Raw genomic sequence first — 16,132 nt, 5'->3', positions numbered from 1 at the left:
AACAATTAAAAAGCCCCTGCAACATCGTAGGGGCTTTTTTTGTATGAGATAAAATGGTTTAAACGCGATCATGATGCATTTTTTTCTTTGTATACATCTCGGCATCTGCGCGCTTTAACATGCTTTCTATCGTTTCATGTTCGCGTGTTGTGGCATATCCCATAGAAATACTGATCGGCTGGCTCGAATAAAACTGATTATCCAAAGTGAGTAGGGCATCAATGGTTTGTAGCATCACGCTGACCGCCGTTTCGTCTGCCCCATGCATTAAAATTACAAATTCATCGCCGCCAATTCTAGACGCCGTATATGGAGTTTGCTGAATCGATTGCGTTAAGATCTGACCCACACGCCTGAGTACATCATCTCCCGCATCATGACCATGATAATCATTGATAGCTTTAAGCCCATTCATGTCTAAAAAAATACATGAGATAGGGCGCACCATACTTCGTTCTAAGCGATGAATTTCTTCGCTATAAAACGAGCGGTTATGAAGTTTGGTTAGCACATCGTGTTTACCTAAATACTCAAGGTAATTTTCTGCCTTTTTGCGTGCTGTAATATCGGTTAAGGCGACCTGCACAATGCCCCAGTTGTGCTCATAACCCGGAAACACGGTAAATTGCAGTAATACATTGCGAATACTGCCATCGAGTGCATAATTAATTGCTTCTCGCTGATGATGGATATTGCCTTTCCATAGCTCGATAAGCTGTTCACGAAAGGTGCTGAGCATTTCTTTTGCAAATATTTTATGCGTATTTTTAAGCAGTGTTGCTTTATCGGGTGCTTGAAATAAATCGAGGGTCGCTTGATTGACATCTAAAATCAGGATGTCTTCCACACATTGATTGACAAACTCGGGATGGACATCAATAAAGGTTCTAAAGTCATCTATTCCCAGCTGTCTGAGCTGATCAAGCCGGAATTTGACACGACTGAAATCTTCAACCCATAACGAGGCCGGTGAATAGTGAAAACGAGATTCGGCCAGTTGACGATTTTTTTCTTCTAAGCGGCGTGCATGGTGAACTTGGGTGACATCTTCAGTGGTGACCAGTACACGCGCAAATGAATCTTCATAGCCCGGTAAAATGGTACCGTGCAATTGTATATCTAAGCGCCGACCACTGAGCGTGTAGTTGACGGCCATACTTGAAAATAGCGTTTTACCTTCCCATAAATCGACCAATTCATTCAAATGTGAATCGAGCATGTCTTGCTGAAAAATAACCGCCAGATTGTCGCAAAGCTGCTCAAACGATGCTGCTTCAAAAAGTTGTAAGGTTTTTTGATTGACACGAATCAGCTTGATTTTATGTGCGCATTGTCGAACACGTTCGAGATCTTCACGAAGAAAAGTTCGTAAATCTTGGATCCCTTGATCACGCCACTCATCAAACTGAATTTTGATTCCGCTGTAATCTTCGAGCCACATTGGAATAGGTGCAAGATCAAAAATTGAAGAATCTAGCGTAGGCATGGTGGCTCAACTTTCAAGGGCTATTTTTTCAGCAGTATAATCATAAGCCTTGTGTTTTTAAACAAAAAATAAGACTGGCTAAAAAAATCATCCAGTTAGGTCATCTTTTTTTTTACTGCTTAAAATGACCTTTAAGTGGTTTCGCTGATGGCTTGGCCTCGGTTTGCCGGATGAACAATTTCGATTTCGTTACGCCAGAGTTTGACGAAATCCTGTTCATCAATGTCATATAGTTCCATCAATGCAACAATCACGCTGACAAAAATCATGGCGCCTTCGGTATTGCCATGAAAATTAAAGATTTTACCGTTTAATTTTCCAAGAATGTCTTTTAGCTCGTGTTCACGACCACGTCCGTAACGATCTCGTGGGTATAAATCTTCATTTAAGACAATTAATGCAATGGCTTTCTCGGTATCACTCAATGATGTTTTTTGTAGTGCATCTTCGAAGGATTCACTGCCATGATCGAAGTAAAAAATCACCTCATCGGTAATAAATGCTTGCACCATACGCGAGGTGAGATTTGGAAACAGTGAAACCGCGTTCTCTTCGATATACGGTTTAAATGATTCTGGAAAGATAATATTGCTGCTCATACCACGAAATAGTGGCGCGATTTCCGATACTTTATAGCCTGCTATCCCGCAGCCGAGTGCCGTTAAAAAATACGTCATTTTGCTGTGATTTTGAGCATAAATTTTAAAATCATGGATATAGTGCGCAATCTGTGAAAGCGGCATTTGTTGTTGGTGTTCATTTAAGGTAGGAATCGCGAAGCTTTGGCCCGCCCAGCCACGTCCTACACCCTTTACAGCACCAAAATGCTGTGCGGCGATACGTGCAGCGCCATGCGTATGTTGCCCAGCCATGTTGCTACCAAATACAAACACGGTATTTTCTGGTAGCTCAGTCACAATTGTTTCGTCGTGGTATTGAAAGCTCATCATGATCTTATTCTTGCTGTAATAAGTTCATGGTGCAATTGATTCAGTCACAAATCAAGCAAAAAATAGTGCGCTTTTTTATTTTACAGGGTGTAGTAGCGTGACATGATTTTGAGAGAAACAGATCAAAAATAGTAAGATTATTTTTTCATGACATAAAATTCACACGCATTTTTTTATGCTGAATCTGTAGAAAATCATTATAAAGAGAAGATCATGAGCATACTTGTCGCAGGCGCCTCTACAGGCATTGGAAATGCATTGGTTGCAGCGCTAAGAGCGCGTTCAGACGAACCAGTTTACACCATTAGCCGTTCGGATTTGGGGCAGCATAATTTACAGATCGACTTATCCGATGCCTCGAATATTTCGGCAGTACAGACTTTTCTTGCTTCAATTCAACCGACCCGCGTTTTTTGCTGTGCAGGTATGTTGCACGATGACACCCATATGCCAGAAAAAATGCTCAGCCAGATTCAGGATGACTGGGTGTTTGAATCTTTTTCAAAAAATGTGCTCACGCATATACATCTTGCACAAGCCTTGGCTCCTGTTTTGACCAAAACCTCTTCACTCAAATGGCTATCTTTATCGGCTAAGGTGGGCAGTCTGGATGACAATGCATTGGGAGGTTGGTACAGCTATCGCATGAGCAAAACCGCTTTGAATATGTTTATTAAAAACCTGAGCATTGAGTGGGGGCGTAAATCGCCTGAAATTTATGTGGCGAGCTTACACCCGGGAACCACGGATTCTGAGCTGTCTAAACCTTTTCATAAAAATATTTCACCTGATCGATTGTACAGTGCAGAGCAGACTGCTACGCGTTTGATCGATGTTATGGATCAGTTTGGTCAGGCAGAGCAGGGTAAATTATTAAATTGGGACGGCACTGTAATTGCCTACTAACGACCAGTCATCGGGCTTGAAAAGTTTCAGTTTGCCCTAATAGTTTGTATGACCCCTTATTTTTGAGCGTGCCAGTGAACGACAACCAGCCTTTTGATTTAGTGACAAGTTTCCAACCCGCAGGTGATCAGCCTCAAGCGATTGAAAAGTTGGTCAATGGCATTGAGCGCGGCTATCGTAACCAGCTATTACTTGGGGTTACGGGTTCGGGTAAAACCTACACCATGGCCAATGTGATCGCGCAAACACAGCGTCCGACCATCATTATGGCTCACAATAAAACGCTGGCTGCTCAGCTTTATGGTGAATTCAAGGCCTTTTTCCCGAATAATTCGGTTGAATACTTTGTAAGTTACTACGATTACTATCAGCCAGAAGCATATGTGCCTTCGTCGGATACTTTTATTGAAAAAGATGCCGCGATTAACGACCACATCGACCAGATGCGTTTGTCGGCTACGCGTGCACTTTTAGAGCGACGCGACGCGATTATTGTGGCCTCGGTTTCGGCCATTTATGGTTTGGGTGACCCTGAAGCGTATATGAAAATGCTCTTGCATGTGGTGCAAGGCGATCGTGTCAATCGTGACGATTTGATTCGCCGTCTGGTCGAGATGCAATATACCCGGAATGAGCTGGAATTTTTACGAGGTACCTACCGTATTCGCGGTGAAATTCTGGATGTGTTTCCTGCTGAATCCGATCAGTTCGCGATTCGCATCGAGCTGTTTGATGATGAAGTCGATTCAATTCGCTGGTTCGATCCGCTCACAGGTAAAATGCAGCGTAAAGTACCCCGCGTGACAATTTATCCAAAAAGCCATTATGTTACGCCTAAAGATAATCTCGCCCGCGCCATCGGTACGATCAAAGATGAACTGAAAGAACAACTCAAATTCTTTAAAGACCATGACAAGTTGCTTGAAGCACAGCGAATTGATCAGCGTACTCGCTATGATTTGGAAATGATGCAGCAGCTTGGATACACCAATGGTATTGAAAACTACTCACGGCATCTTTCTGGGCGCCCGGCAGGCGAAGCACCGCCAACATTGTTTGATTATATTCCAGATGATGCCTTACTGATTATTGATGAGTCACATGTGACCGTACCGCAAATTGGCGCCATGTACAAAGGTGACCGCTCTCGTAAAGAAAATCTGGTGAATTACGGTTTTCGTTTGCCAAGCGCATTGGACAACCGACCGATGAAATTTGAAGAGTGGGAGCGAATTGTTCCGTCGACAATTTTTGTCAGCGCGACACCAGCCAAGTACGAGCTAGAAAAGTCTGAGCAGATTGTGGAGCAGGTGGTGCGCCCAACTGGTTTGATTGACCCGGAAATCGAAATTCGACCAGTACTCACACAGGTCGATGACGTACTTTCCGAAATCAACCTGCGTAAAGAGATTGATGAGCGCGTGTTAATCACCACACTGACCAAACGTATGGCAGAAGATCTCACGTCTTACTTAAAAGAATATGGCATCAAGGTGGCCTATCTACACTCAGACATTGACACTGTAGAGCGGGTGAAAATTATTCATGAGCTGCGTACCGGTGTATATGATGTGCTGGTGGGTATTAACTTGCTGCGTGAAGGGCTCGATATGCCTGAGGTGTCTTTGGTCGCAATTTTAGACGCCGATAAAGAAGGCTTCTTACGCTCTGAACGTTCTTTAATTCAGACCATTGGGCGTGCAGCGCGAAATATCAAAGGTAAAGCCATCTTATATGCCGACAAGATGACGGATTCAATGCAAAAAGCCATTGATGAAACTGACCGTCGTCGTACCAAGCAAATTGAGTTTAATGAACAGCATGGCATTACACCACGTAGTGCGGTGCGTCAGAAAATCAAAGAGATTGATACAGGCGAAGTCTTTAATGAAGACGAGATAGAGCTGTCTGAATCTGCTCAGGCAAAAGCACTGAGTGCAGATGAGCGACATATCTTGGCAGATCCTAAACTATTAGCGAAACATCTGGCCAAGCTTGAAAAAGAAATGCTCAAGGCTTCCAAAGAGTTGCAGTTTGAGCAAGCCGCTCGTATCCGTGATGAAATCTTGCGGCTTAAAGCGCAAATGATCCAGTAATACCAATGAATGTAGAGCTAAGTGCTACATATCTCTACATTAATTTCAAAAAAAAGCGCTACTCTAATGAACAATCCGTTGCAAAATATCATGATGAGCTAATATTTGAGGGAACTTGAATGCCATTGTATAAAAATATCCCACAAGGGGGCTGGCGTTTAGCAAAGATTGCATTGGGTGGCGCCGTATTGACAGGATTAGCGGTTGCAACCATGGCTTACGCACACAATAAACCACTCGCGCCTGTGGAGCGTGTAGAGTTAGACAAATACTTGGGGGTTTGGTACGAAGTGGTTCGTAAGCCCATGTATTTTGAAAATAAATGCGTCAAAAATATCACCGCAACCTATACTTTAAATGAAAACGGTAATATTACAGTCGATAACCAATGTATGGGCAGTGATGGTCAGCGCCATCAGTCGCTTGGCGAGGCCTTTGTGGTTAATCCTCCGTATAATTCTAAATTGAAAGTAAGTTTTTTACCAGAAATAGTACGATGGGTACCTGTTGCACGCGGCGACTACTGGATTTTAAAGCTGGACGAACACTATCAAACCGTTTTGGTGGGTGAGCCATCTCGCAAATATATGTGGATTTTATCGCGGACACCTCATCCCTCAGAAGACGTCGTAAATGACTATCTGGCCTACGCGAAAAGCTTGGGTTATGAACTCAATGACATTATTCGGCCACAGCATACGGCCCAATAAGCGCTACATAGATGAAAAGAAAAACCATGCCTAGCGTGGTTTTTCTTTTATTAGATGTTTAAATTCAGTATTGTACAACGTCTTTTTGATTATTTGGTCAAGCGGGGGAGAGATATGCTTCAGGGGATTGCGCTGTCGGTTTTGGCATCGGTTACGTTTGGGGTGTTGTACTTTTATAGCCAGCTTTTGACCGGAATAAACGCAGAGCAAACTTTTGGTTGGCGCATGATTTCAACCTTGCCTTTTTTAACCTTATTTATGTGGTTAATCGGGGATTTACATTTCATTAAACAGATTTATGAAAAAATAAAACAACACCCCGTTTTTCTACTGTATCTCTTGCTTTCATCTCTTTTAGTGTCGATCCAGCTTTGGCTATTTATGTGGGGGCCAATGAATGGTCGGGGATTGCAGGTATCGCTCGGTTATTTTCTACTGCCCTTGGTTTTAGTATTGGTGGGCAGTCTTTTTTACAAGGAAAAACTCTCTAAGTTTCAGCAAGCGGCAGTTGCTCTTGCGATACTTGGCGTTGCACATGAAATTTGGCAACAAGGCACCATCGCATGGGAAACCTTATTGGTCGCCTTTGGTTATGCTGCGTATTTCTTTTTACGACGCAAACTTAAAACTGATCATTTAGGTGGCTTCTGGTGGGATATCGTCCTCAGCTTACCGGTTGCATTTTATTATGTGTCGTATTTGGGCACCGTACCTGACGGATGGAGCATATTAAATTTACTTTTGGTGGTGACTGGGCTTGGGTTATTCAGTGCCATTGGACTTGGAAGTTATATTTTGGCGAGCCGCTTTTTACCCATGGTATTGTTTGGATTGCTTAGCTATTTAGAGCCAATTTTACTGGCGCTTGCTTCGCTCATGATTGGAGAAACAATCAACCCAGAAGACTGGTGGACTTATATCCCAATTTGGGTGGCTGTGCTGTTATTGGTGGTAGAAGGTGCATTGCATTTATGGCGACAGCAACGCAACACGCGTATGCTGAAACGTAATGTCGCTCAATATGAAAAGAGGCAGGATGAAAATTGAACAAGAAATGAAGCTTTTAATGAATAATGCTTGTTTTCTAAGCATATTTTGACGTTTAATAATTTCGTCACGAAATATTATAAATAAATTTTAAAAAATATTTTTAATCATTTTATAAATTTATAGTAATTATATGAAAAAATATAGGTGTAAGCGCTGGCGCCCGATTTAATCTTGGCGCCTTTTGATTTACAATTATCGCGTTTTGAAATTCACGCCTAGATAACATTAATTAGAGGACGTATCTGTGAGCAAAGAGACTATCATCGCACTGCATGCTGAACATCAAGGACGTTGGACAAATCGCGAAGAAATCGCGGAACATATGATCGCTTTGATTGGCAAGTTGTATCGCGAAAAAAATATCGTTGTTTCTGTTTATGGCCGTTCTTTAATTAACCGCTCTGTCATCCAGATCTTGAAATCACATCGTCGTACACGTGTTGTCGATGTCGAGCTTTCTGTTGTGAATACTTTCCCAATTTTGGAAGCCTTGGCAAAACTTGACAATATTGGTTCTGCCGAAGTAGATATTGGTAAGCTGGCAGTGGCCTACAAACAGCAAGGTGGCGATGTCGACGCTTTTGTTGCGCAAGCTGTTGAATCAATCAAGGGCAATGCAGCCTCTGAAGAGCCAAAAGATGTCGTTCTCTACGGTTTTGGTCGTATCGGTCGTATTTTGGCGCGTTTGATTATCAGCCAATCTGGTTTGGGTCGCGGTTTAAGCTTAAAAGCCATTGTGGTTCGTAAATCATCTGATGGCGACTTGGCAAAACGTGCATCTTTGCTACGTCGTGATTCAATTCACGGTTCATTCGACGGTACGATTTCAATTGATGAAGAAAACGAAGCAATTATTGCAAACGGTAAGTTCATCAAAGTGATTTATGCATCGAGTCCAGCAGAAGTAGACTACACTGCTTATGGTATCGACAATGCGCTTTTGATCGACAACACTGGTAAATGGCGTGATCTTGATGGCTTGAGCCAACATTTGAAGTGCCCAGGTGTTGCACGTGTAGTATTGACTGCACCAGGTAAAGGCGACATGAAAAATGTGGTATTTGGTGTAAACCAAGCCGACATTTTAGATGAAGATAAAATCATTTCTGCTGCAAGCTGTACAACGAATGCCATCACTGGTGTACTTAAAGTAATCGATGATAAATACAAGATTTTAAATGGTCACGTGGAAACTGTTCACTCATTTACCAATGACCAAAACCTCATCGATAACTACCACAAGGCAGACCGTCGTGGCCGTGCTGCAACACTCAACATGGTGATTACCGAAACTGGTGCTGCAAAAGCGGTGGCCAAAGCATTACCTGCACTGAAAGGTAAACTCACAGGTAACTCGGTACGTGTACCAACACCAAACGTTTCATTGGCGATTTTGAATCTAACGCTTGAGAAAGAAGTTGATCGTGATGAAGTGAATGAATATATTCGTCAAATTTCAATCAACTCAAACCTTCAAGGTCAAATTGGGTATACCAATTCGACTGAAGTAGTTTCAAGCGACTTTATCGGCTCACGTACTGCAGGTGTATTTGATGCGCAAGCAACCATTACATCAGGTACACATTTGACAGCATATGTATGGTACGACAACGAAGTTGGCTATAGCTGTCAGGTACTTCGTATTGCAGAAAAAATGTGTGGCGTAAACTATCCGAAAGTGCCTGCACTTAGCGTGGCATAAGCCAGTTTAAAAAATATAAAAAGCTCAGTTTCGACTGGGCTTTTTTATGTATGATGTAATGACAGTTAAATTGGAAACCAAGCTGGATATTGGTGAGTGATTACCAAGCTGAAAGCCAAGTAAAATAAAAAAGTTGCAAAAGGAAAGTACGTTGCAGGTCAAGAAATTGCTCGGAGGGCTGGTGTTTATTGTGCTGGCCAGTATTGTCGGTGTTACGATTGGTATCTGGGTATTTAAACATTTTAATGTGTATATCCCGCTTGAAAATCAGGCCGTGAATATTGATTTACAAGAACCACTTCAAGCCAAAGTTAAAATTCAGGATGCCTTGAATGTGGATGTGAGCGGACGCGTCAATGCCACTATTCCTATACACGAAAACCTGAATATCCCACTCACTCAAACGCTGACGCCGCGGGTGTACTTTGATAATCAGGTGCCGATTAAAACCATCATTCCGGTAAAAGAAGTGCTCAAGGTTCGTCAGGATTTACCGATTGATACCAAAGTACAGGTCAGAGTACTCGGACGTGATATCACGCTGCCGATTAAAGGCACCATTCCCATTAACCTAGACGTACCTCTAGACATTCAAGTGCCACTTGATCAAAACGTCCATCTAAAATTTGATGCGCCTGTGCGAACAGTGCTTCAAGAAAACTTAAATATACCGCTCAACACGACCTTGAAAACCAATATTCCAGTCGATGGGCATTTAAATGTACCAATCAAAACTGCACTTGCAGCAAGCGTAGAAGTGAAGAATACCTTGCCTATCAAAATTCAGAAAGGCGAATTAAAAATTCCGCTGTCTAGCGTGACGCTAAAGAAACAACCCGTTGCTGCTCCCTCAACTGCTGTCCAGTCGGGCGTGCAATAGGGGGTGACTATGTGGTTATTTGGATCATTGAAACGCACATTACTGAGCTTTGTTGCGGTGGTTGGTCTTGTGGCATTGCTATTTTGGCTTTACCTCAACATTCAGGCTTCCATGTATGTTTCAGCGCAGCATGCACAGGTGCAATTATCGGAGTATTTGCCTACACGCATCGAGGTAGGCAACCATTTAGAAACCCATTCTATGGGGCAGCTCAATACCGATATCCACATTAACCGACAGCTTTCCTTGCCCCTTAAAGGCAAATATCTGGCTCAGTTGGCCTTTGAAGTAGAAACACCTGTTTCTGTGAGTGTGGATTATTTAACCACCATAAAAATTGATGAACAGATGCCGGTCGAGAGCACGACAGATCTGATTTACCAAAATCAGCTGTTACCTAAATTTCCGCTGAAAATGAATATTCCGATTCGGCTGGATGTGCCATTTCGTTTGAATCGTACTTATCAGGTGCCCATTAAAATTGTATTTAATGGTCCGGTGTATTTTGAGTTTGACGAACCAATCAATCTGGCTGTGAAACATCAGTTTAAACCGACTTTGAATATTGATGATCCGATGACCATGCGAAAAGTCGCGACATTTAATGCCATTATGTATAACGAGGTAAGAGAAACACAGGCCAATCTGGATATGCACATCCAGTTACCACTACGAAATATACACCCCTAAACAGCTCAAATGAAGATGTTGTTCTTCATATACAGCAAGCCTCTGCATCGGCTTTCTCGCGTACAGGTGAAATAACTGATTTTATATTCGAGAAATCCTTTAAAATATGGCAGAATAGGCGGTTTTAGAGATTTTAGAGGATTGGCAAATGCGCTTTGTTGATGAAGCAGTCATTACCGTAGAGGCTGGCGACGGTGGCAATGGCGTGGCCAGTTTTCGCCGTGAAAAATTTGTACCTTTTGGTGGTCCAGATGGGGGTGACGGTGGTCGAGGCGGGAGCGTCTATATTCAGGCCGATGACGACACCGGTACACTGGTTGACTACCGTTATACCCGTAAATTCCGTGCAGAACGTGGTAAAAATGGCGCCGGCGCAAACTGTACAGGCCGTGGTGGCGAAGATGTTGTATTAAAAGTACCAGTAGGCACCACCATTGTGGATGTCGATTCTGGCGATATTATTGGCGATTTGGTTGAAGATGGTCAGCGTGTTTTGGTGGCTGGCGGTGGTGATGGCGGCTTAGGAAACACACACTTTAAGTCATCGACTAACCGTTCACCGCGTAAATTCACCACAGGGATTAAAGGCGAATTTCGTGAGATCCGTCTTGAGCTGAAAGTACTTGCAGACGTTGGTTTGCTCGGTATGCCAAATGCAGGTAAATCGACGTTTATTCGTGCAGTGAGTGCGGCGAAGCCAAAAGTTGCAGACTATCCGTTTACGACGATGGTACCAAACCTAGGTGTGGTCGATGCCGACCGACATCGTTCATTTGTGATGGCCGATATTCCGGGATTGATCGAAGGCGCTGCGGAAGGTGCAGGTCTTGGTATTCGTTTCTTGAAACATCTGGCACGTACACGTATTTTGTTGCACATTGTGGATGTTCAACCGATTGATGGTTCTGATCCGGTACACAATGCCAAAGCGATCATTGGTGAATTGAAAAAATTCTCTCCGACGCTGGCTCAGCTTCCTGTTGTACTGGTACTCAACAAACTCGATCAGATTGAAGAAGCCAGCCGCGAAGAATGGTGTAAACATATCTTGGATGAGCTAGAGTGGACTGGCCCGGTGTTTCGTACCTCAGGCTTACTCTTAGAAGGCACCAAAGAAGTGGTGTACTATTTGATGGATCAGATTGAACAGCAGCGCGAACTTGAAGCTGAAGATCCAGAATACGCACGACAAGTAAAAGCATTCCGTGAACAGCTTGAAGCTGAAACACGTGAACAAACGATCGCAGCAAAAGAAGCATACCGAGCCATGCGTAAAGCACAGCGTGAAGCAGGTCAGGGTGATGATTTTGACGACGATGATGACGAAGTAGAAGTGATTTACGTTCGTTAAGACGAACTCGAGGGAAAAATGATTGAAGTGATCGATGGGCAACGACAGCTCAAGGCGTGTAAACGTATCGTTGTTAAAATCGGATCATCTCTTCTTACCGCCAACGGACAAGGTCTAGATCTAGATGCAATTTCGCATTGGGCAACTCAAATTGCCGATCTACACACTGCCGGACACGAAATTATATTGGTGTCGTCTGGTGCGGTTGCAGAAGGTATGGTTCGCATGAAGCTTTCGAGCCGACCCACCGATCTACCCAGTCTTCAAGCCTGTGCGGCCATTGGTCAAATGGGCTTGATTCACACGTGGTCGAGTGTGCTCGATAAGCACTCGATTCAGACGGCTCAAGTCTTGCTAACCCATGATGATCTGGCAGATCGTCGACGTTATCTCAATTCATGTGATGCCTTGCAAAATCTGATTGAGTGGCGTGTGATTCCGGTGATCAATGAAAATGACACTGTTTCGACCGATGAAATTCGTTTTGGCGACAACGATACGCTGGCAGCGATGGTGGCGGGCCAAGTACATGCTGATTTGCTGATTATTTTGACCGATCAGCAAGGGATGTTTGACTCCGACCCACGCAATAATCCAGAAGCAAAACTGCTCACCATCGTCAATGCACTCGACGATCGTTTGTTTGAAATGGCCGGTGGTGGTGGAGTTTTAGGCCGCGGCGGTATGGTGACTAAGGTACGTGCAGCACGCTTAGCCGCGAAGTCTGGTTGTCCAACATTGATTGCCAGCGGTGAAAGCGACCGTGTCTTGTCTCGCTTAATGGCGGGTGAAATGCTCGGAACGCTCTTTAGTACCGATAAAGATCGTATGACTGCGCATCAGCAGTGGCTTGCCGCACATTTGCAAACGGCTGGTCGTTTAGTCATTGATGATGGTGCCGTCGATGCGATTAAACAGCGTCATCGTAGTTTATTGCCTGTAGGCGTTAAAGCGGTTGAAGGCCATTTTAATCGTGGTGATGTGGTTGAGTGTGTTGATCAATTGGGGCAGCGAATTGCGGTTGGGCGAGTGAATTTTAGTTCACGTTCGGCTGAGATCATCAAAGGCCTCGCTTCAGATAAAGTCTATCAGGTATTGGGTGAAGCTCGATCACTTGAAATGATTCATCGCAATCATATGGCGATTTATTAAGATCCAATGTGAACAAAAAAGCCCAGAATGAATGTCTGGGCTTTTTTTTGAAATTTTTTATCTGTCTTGATTGATATTAGGCAAATTTCTTAAGTTGCTCAATGTGAGGTAATGTTTGATCTTCGCCAACCATATAGCTGGCATCGGCTAACGACATCATCTCTAAATCTTCATGGCTATTGCCATAAGCATAAACCAGTTCAAAATGGTCTAAATTATACTGCCTTAAAACACGCTGCTTTTTTTGCTCAGAACTACAGTCGGGTGTGGTATACGTGCCAGTGATGATTTGATTGCGGATATCGACTTCGGTACAAATCAGTTCAACATCGAGTAGATCAGCCAATGGTTTGAGATATAAGTCTATTGAAGCCGAGACGATCACCACTTTATCGCCACGCAACTGATGTTGTTTGAGCTGAGCGTACAGTTTCGGATCAAGATGATTCATCAATTGCTGCGCATATTCTTTTGCGAGTTGCTGAATGGGGGGCAACGGAGTATCACGAAACATGCTGTCGAATAGTTTGATCCGCATGGACGGGGCAGGGTAAAGCTTTAAATAATATGCCTGAATCCAAGGCAAAATTTTAATGCCCTGACGCACAATATGGCGTTTAGACAAGGCATAAAAAATAAAATGCGTAAAACTGTCTCTCGTGCATAAGGTGCCATCAAAATCAAAAAGTGCAAGATTTACAGTTTGATCCGTTTTGCGCGTTGCATGCATGTCTGATATCTTCCGTTTACACGTGTGGCATACCAATTTGTATTGTAATCACGACTGAGCTTTGGCCCAGAAATGACGACCTGCGGCATAATGGCGTAAGGGGCATCTTTGCCCGTTTGTTTCTCGTACAATTTAATAATAGCAATATATGTCGGTGATTGCTCAAAACTTTGAGTTTTTTCAAGTTTTAAATCTGTACGAATCTGGTTAGGTGTAATCAGAATATTGTTTTGCGTAAACAGTTTGATCAGGGCTTTTTCCGAGCTACTCTTGGTCCCCAAAACGGAACCATCTTTGCTGTAAAGCAACATGTCTCCATCTTCGGTAAGTTGCTCACCGCTAAGCTTATTGATCATATCCTGAACAGACGCATTGCGGCTTGAATACATACCAGAGTTGTAATCTGCAAATCGATAAAGCGGCTTACTGTAATCTGCCTTATAAAGCATCAAGCGATGAATGCCATAATACAGCCCGCCATATTGAGTATATAAATCATCGCGTAAATCATTGACACTTTGCAGCTTCACACGCTTGTGCTCTTTGGCATAAACGATATTGACCTGCATAGAACCCAGTGTGGTAATCGGATTCATCTTTTCTGCAATATCCTGACCGACAAGTTTAGCCGCACCAGTAATAGCGCTCACATGATAATGGCCAGCCATATAGTCAAACATTTCTCGATACAGCACATCTAGATCTTGTTCTGTGCGTACTTTGCGCATTTGACTCATGTAATTGTCTTCTTTAGACGGTTGGTTTTTGAGAACATCTTCAAAATAACCAGCCACTGGCCCGCCTATGGTTTTGCCCAGCTTATCTTCAAATTTCTCGTTTAAACGGGTGCTGACTTCTCGAACCGACTTTTCCCCTAAGCCAGCCACCACAGGGTTTGCCACAAAATTTGATTCCTGATCGACCACCGCAATGACGGTACAGACGTTATCTTTGGTTTTGGCAATACTAAGTTTTTGCATGATTTCATCAATGTCATTGGCCCACGATTGACGGTCATGCACACGTGATGGAATCAGTTTTTTAATTTGTTCTGCTTTGAGTTCGGGTTCATCATTGCTTGACCACCATGAACTATCACTGCACCCTGCCATTGTTAACCCTAAAAGTGCAACAGACAACGTTTTAAGCAAACCACCGGAAAGAGTTGAATCGTTCATGCAAGCAAAACACCTTGAAAAAGGATGAGTCAAAAAAGCGGATGAAGTATACTATGTTGATCGTAAAATGTATGAATATATATGTATATTGGGTCTTATCAACTGTCAAATAATTTAATCGTTGCCCCTATGGCAGGAGTAACGGATCGTCCGTTTCGTACACTGTGCAAATACTTTGGCGCCGGTCATGCCGTAAGCGAAATGATGACGGCCGATAAGACCTTGAGAATGACGAAAAAAAGTCTTTATCGTGCAAACTTTGACGGTGAACTGGCTCCAATTTCGGCACAAATTGCGGGTTCTGACCCAGAGCAACTGGCCGAGGCGGCACGTTATCAGGTGGCTAACGGTGCTCAAATTGTCGATATCAATATGGGATGTCCCGCAAAAAAAGTCTGTAACAAGCTTGCCGGTTCAGCACTTTTACAAGACGAAGATCTGGTGGCGCGTATTTTAGACGCTGTAGTTGCGGCCGTTGATGTGCCTGTAACACTTAAAACACGGCTTGGTTTTTTAAATGGTCAAGAAAATATTTTGCGCGTGGCCAATCAAGCTGAGCAATCAGGTATTGCGGCCTTGGCGTTGCATGGTCGCACACGTGAAGACATGTATTTAAATACTGCGCGTTACGAATTGATTAAGGAAGTGAAATCACGCCTTAAAATTCCCGTGATTGCCAATGGGGATATTGATAGCCCAGAAAAAGCCAAATATGTTCTCGATTATACTGGTGCAGATGCCATTATGATTGGACGTGCGGCACAGGGGCGCCCCTGGATTTTTAGAGAAATTTCTCATTATTTAGCTACGGGTACACATTTAGATGCACCGACTATTTTAGAGGTGAAAGAAGTATTGTTGGGGCATCTTGCTGAGCTATATGCATTTTACGGTGAATACTCTGGATGTCGAATCGCGCGTAAGCATATTGCGTGGTACACCAAAGGCTTACGTTCGAGCAATGAGTTTCGTCAAAATATGTATCAAGTCGATAGCACATTACAACAAGCGCAGGTCGTTGAAGCCTATTTTGATGCATTGTTGGCTCAGGGAGAACGTATGAGTGATGTTCAGACCGAGCAAGTTAATTTATTAGAGGTTAGTTAATTTCTTCTGATGAGAAAATGGTCATGAATCGTGGCCATTTTATCATAATTCCAAAAAATCACTTGAGTGATAATGGGTATATAGTTGATCTTTAAATAAAAATATCGATCTAAAGATATACTGGTTCTTAAATATACATCATGA

The 16,132-nt window shown here is 43.2% G+C and carries 14 protein-coding genes; 10 read left to right on the top strand and 4 right to left on the bottom strand.

What is annotated here, in order from left to right:
- Nucleotides 1-58 precede the first annotated feature (58 nt).
- Nucleotides 59-1,486 carry a sensor domain-containing diguanylate cyclase gene (locus Aso01_RS01380; RefSeq protein WP_004939222.1) on the bottom strand — a complete coding sequence of 476 codons (1,428 nt, stop codon included), beginning with the start codon at nucleotides 1,484-1,486 and terminating at the stop codon, nucleotides 59-61.
- Nucleotides 1,487-1,617: 131 nt separating this feature from the next.
- Nucleotides 1,618-2,433: an A1S_2505 family phage non-structural protein gene (locus tag Aso01_RS01375; protein ID WP_039910097.1), complete on the bottom strand. Its 816-nt coding sequence runs from the start codon at nucleotides 2,431-2,433 to the stop codon at nucleotides 1,618-1,620.
- Nucleotides 2,434-2,649: 216 nt separating this feature from the next.
- Between Aso01_RS01375 and Aso01_RS01370 the strand changes: the two genes are divergently transcribed.
- The 9 genes from Aso01_RS01370 (at nucleotide 2,650) to proB (ending at nucleotide 12,973) form a co-directional block, all read left to right on the top strand.
- The gene (locus tag Aso01_RS01370; RefSeq protein WP_004939217.1) at nucleotides 2,650-3,342 is read left to right on the top strand and encodes an SDR family NAD(P)-dependent oxidoreductase; all 693 of its coding nucleotides are present in this window, start codon (nucleotides 2,650-2,652) and stop codon (nucleotides 3,340-3,342) included.
- A gap of 74 nt (nucleotides 3,343-3,416) precedes the next feature.
- On the top strand, nucleotides 3,417-5,438 hold the full coding sequence (uvrB, locus tag Aso01_RS01365; RefSeq protein ID WP_004939214.1) for an excinuclease ABC subunit UvrB: 2,022 nt from the start codon (nucleotides 3,417-3,419) through the stop codon (nucleotides 5,436-5,438).
- Nucleotides 5,439-5,557: 119 nt separating this feature from the next.
- On the top strand, nucleotides 5,558-6,148 hold the full coding sequence (locus Aso01_RS01360) for a lipocalin family protein (protein WP_004939213.1): 591 nt from the start codon (nucleotides 5,558-5,560) through the stop codon (nucleotides 6,146-6,148).
- Nucleotides 6,149-6,262: 114 nt separating this feature from the next.
- Entirely contained in the window at nucleotides 6,263-7,195 is a 933-nt protein-coding gene (gene rarD / locus Aso01_RS01355; RefSeq protein WP_004939211.1) for an EamA family transporter RarD, read from the top strand.
- A 247-nt stretch (nucleotides 7,196-7,442) separates the two neighbouring features.
- The gene (locus tag Aso01_RS01350) at nucleotides 7,443-8,900 is read left to right on the top strand and encodes a glyceraldehyde-3-phosphate dehydrogenase (protein WP_004939208.1); all 1,458 of its coding nucleotides are present in this window, start codon (nucleotides 7,443-7,445) and stop codon (nucleotides 8,898-8,900) included.
- A 151-nt stretch (nucleotides 8,901-9,051) separates the two neighbouring features.
- On the top strand, nucleotides 9,052-9,780 hold the full coding sequence (locus tag Aso01_RS01345) for a hypothetical protein (protein WP_004939207.1): 729 nt from the start codon (nucleotides 9,052-9,054) through the stop codon (nucleotides 9,778-9,780).
- A gap of 9 nt (nucleotides 9,781-9,789) precedes the next feature.
- Nucleotides 9,790-10,470 carry a hypothetical protein gene (locus Aso01_RS01340; protein ID WP_004939204.1) on the top strand — a complete coding sequence of 227 codons (681 nt, stop codon included), beginning with the start codon at nucleotides 9,790-9,792 and terminating at the stop codon, nucleotides 10,468-10,470.
- 148 nt (nucleotides 10,471-10,618) lie between these two features.
- Nucleotides 10,619-11,821, top strand: coding sequence for an Obg family GTPase CgtA (cgtA, locus tag Aso01_RS01335; protein ID WP_004939203.1), 1,203 nt, complete (start codon nucleotides 10,619-10,621; stop codon nucleotides 11,819-11,821).
- An 18-nt stretch (nucleotides 11,822-11,839) separates the two neighbouring features.
- Nucleotides 11,840-12,973, top strand: a complete 1,134-nt coding sequence (proB, locus tag Aso01_RS01330; protein WP_004939200.1) for a glutamate 5-kinase — start codon at nucleotides 11,840-11,842, stop codon at nucleotides 12,971-12,973.
- 76 nt (nucleotides 12,974-13,049) lie between these two features.
- On the opposite strand, the gene Aso01_RS01325 is transcribed toward proB, so the two are convergent.
- Together Aso01_RS01325 and Aso01_RS01320 are read right to left on the bottom strand one after the other, a co-directional pair.
- On the bottom strand, nucleotides 13,050-13,703 hold the full coding sequence (locus Aso01_RS01325; protein ID WP_004939198.1) for an HAD family hydrolase: 654 nt from the start codon (nucleotides 13,701-13,703) through the stop codon (nucleotides 13,050-13,052).
- Entirely contained in the window at nucleotides 13,670-14,881 is a 1,212-nt protein-coding gene (locus tag Aso01_RS01320) for a DUF1615 domain-containing protein (RefSeq protein ID WP_004939195.1), read from the bottom strand. The genes Aso01_RS01325 and Aso01_RS01320 overlap by 34 nt, the downstream gene beginning before the upstream one ends.
- A gap of 81 nt (nucleotides 14,882-14,962) precedes the next feature.
- On the opposite strand from Aso01_RS01320, the gene dusB reads away from it, so the two are divergent.
- Nucleotides 14,963-15,988, top strand: a complete 1,026-nt coding sequence (gene dusB / locus Aso01_RS01315) for a tRNA dihydrouridine synthase DusB (RefSeq protein WP_004939192.1) — start codon at nucleotides 14,963-14,965, stop codon at nucleotides 15,986-15,988.
- Nucleotides 15,989-16,132 lie beyond the last annotated feature (144 nt).

It is taken from the genome of Acinetobacter soli (genome assembly GCF_000760595.1).
Lineage (GTDB): Bacteria > Pseudomonadota > Gammaproteobacteria > Pseudomonadales > Moraxellaceae > Acinetobacter > Acinetobacter soli.
The sequence above is the reverse complement of the archived record's forward strand: the minus strand, read 5'-3'. Positions and strand labels throughout refer to the sequence as shown.

Bases quoted from the DNA above. Each gene is read 5' to 3' on its own strand.
- Aso01_RS01320 (WP_004939195.1), bottom strand. From the start codon at position 14,881: ATGAACGATTCAACTCTTTCCGGTGGTTTGCTTAAAACGTTGTCTGTT.
- rarD (WP_004939211.1), top strand. From the start codon at position 6,263: ATGCTTCAGGGGATTGCGCTGTCGGTTTTGGCATCGGTTACGTTTGGG.
- cgtA (WP_004939203.1), top strand. From the start codon at position 10,619: ATGCGCTTTGTTGATGAAGCAGTCATTACCGTAGAGGCTGGCGACGGT.
- proB (WP_004939200.1), top strand. From the start codon at position 11,840: ATGATTGAAGTGATCGATGGGCAACGACAGCTCAAGGCGTGTAAACGT.
- Aso01_RS01370 (WP_004939217.1), top strand. From the start codon at position 2,650: ATGAGCATACTTGTCGCAGGCGCCTCTACAGGCATTGGAAATGCATTG.
- Aso01_RS01325 (WP_004939198.1), bottom strand. From the start codon at position 13,703: ATGCATGCAACGCGCAAAACGGATCAAACTGTAAATCTTGCACTTTTT.
- dusB (WP_004939192.1), top strand. From the start codon at position 14,963: ATGTATATTGGGTCTTATCAACTGTCAAATAATTTAATCGTTGCCCCT.
- Aso01_RS01360 (WP_004939213.1), top strand. From the start codon at position 5,558: ATGCCATTGTATAAAAATATCCCACAAGGGGGCTGGCGTTTAGCAAAG.
- Aso01_RS01380 (WP_004939222.1), bottom strand. From the start codon at position 1,486: ATGCCTACGCTAGATTCTTCAATTTTTGATCTTGCACCTATTCCAATG.
- Aso01_RS01340 (WP_004939204.1), top strand. From the start codon at position 9,790: ATGTGGTTATTTGGATCATTGAAACGCACATTACTGAGCTTTGTTGCG.
- Aso01_RS01375 (WP_039910097.1), bottom strand. From the start codon at position 2,433: ATGAGCTTTCAATACCACGACGAAACAATTGTGACTGAGCTACCAGAA.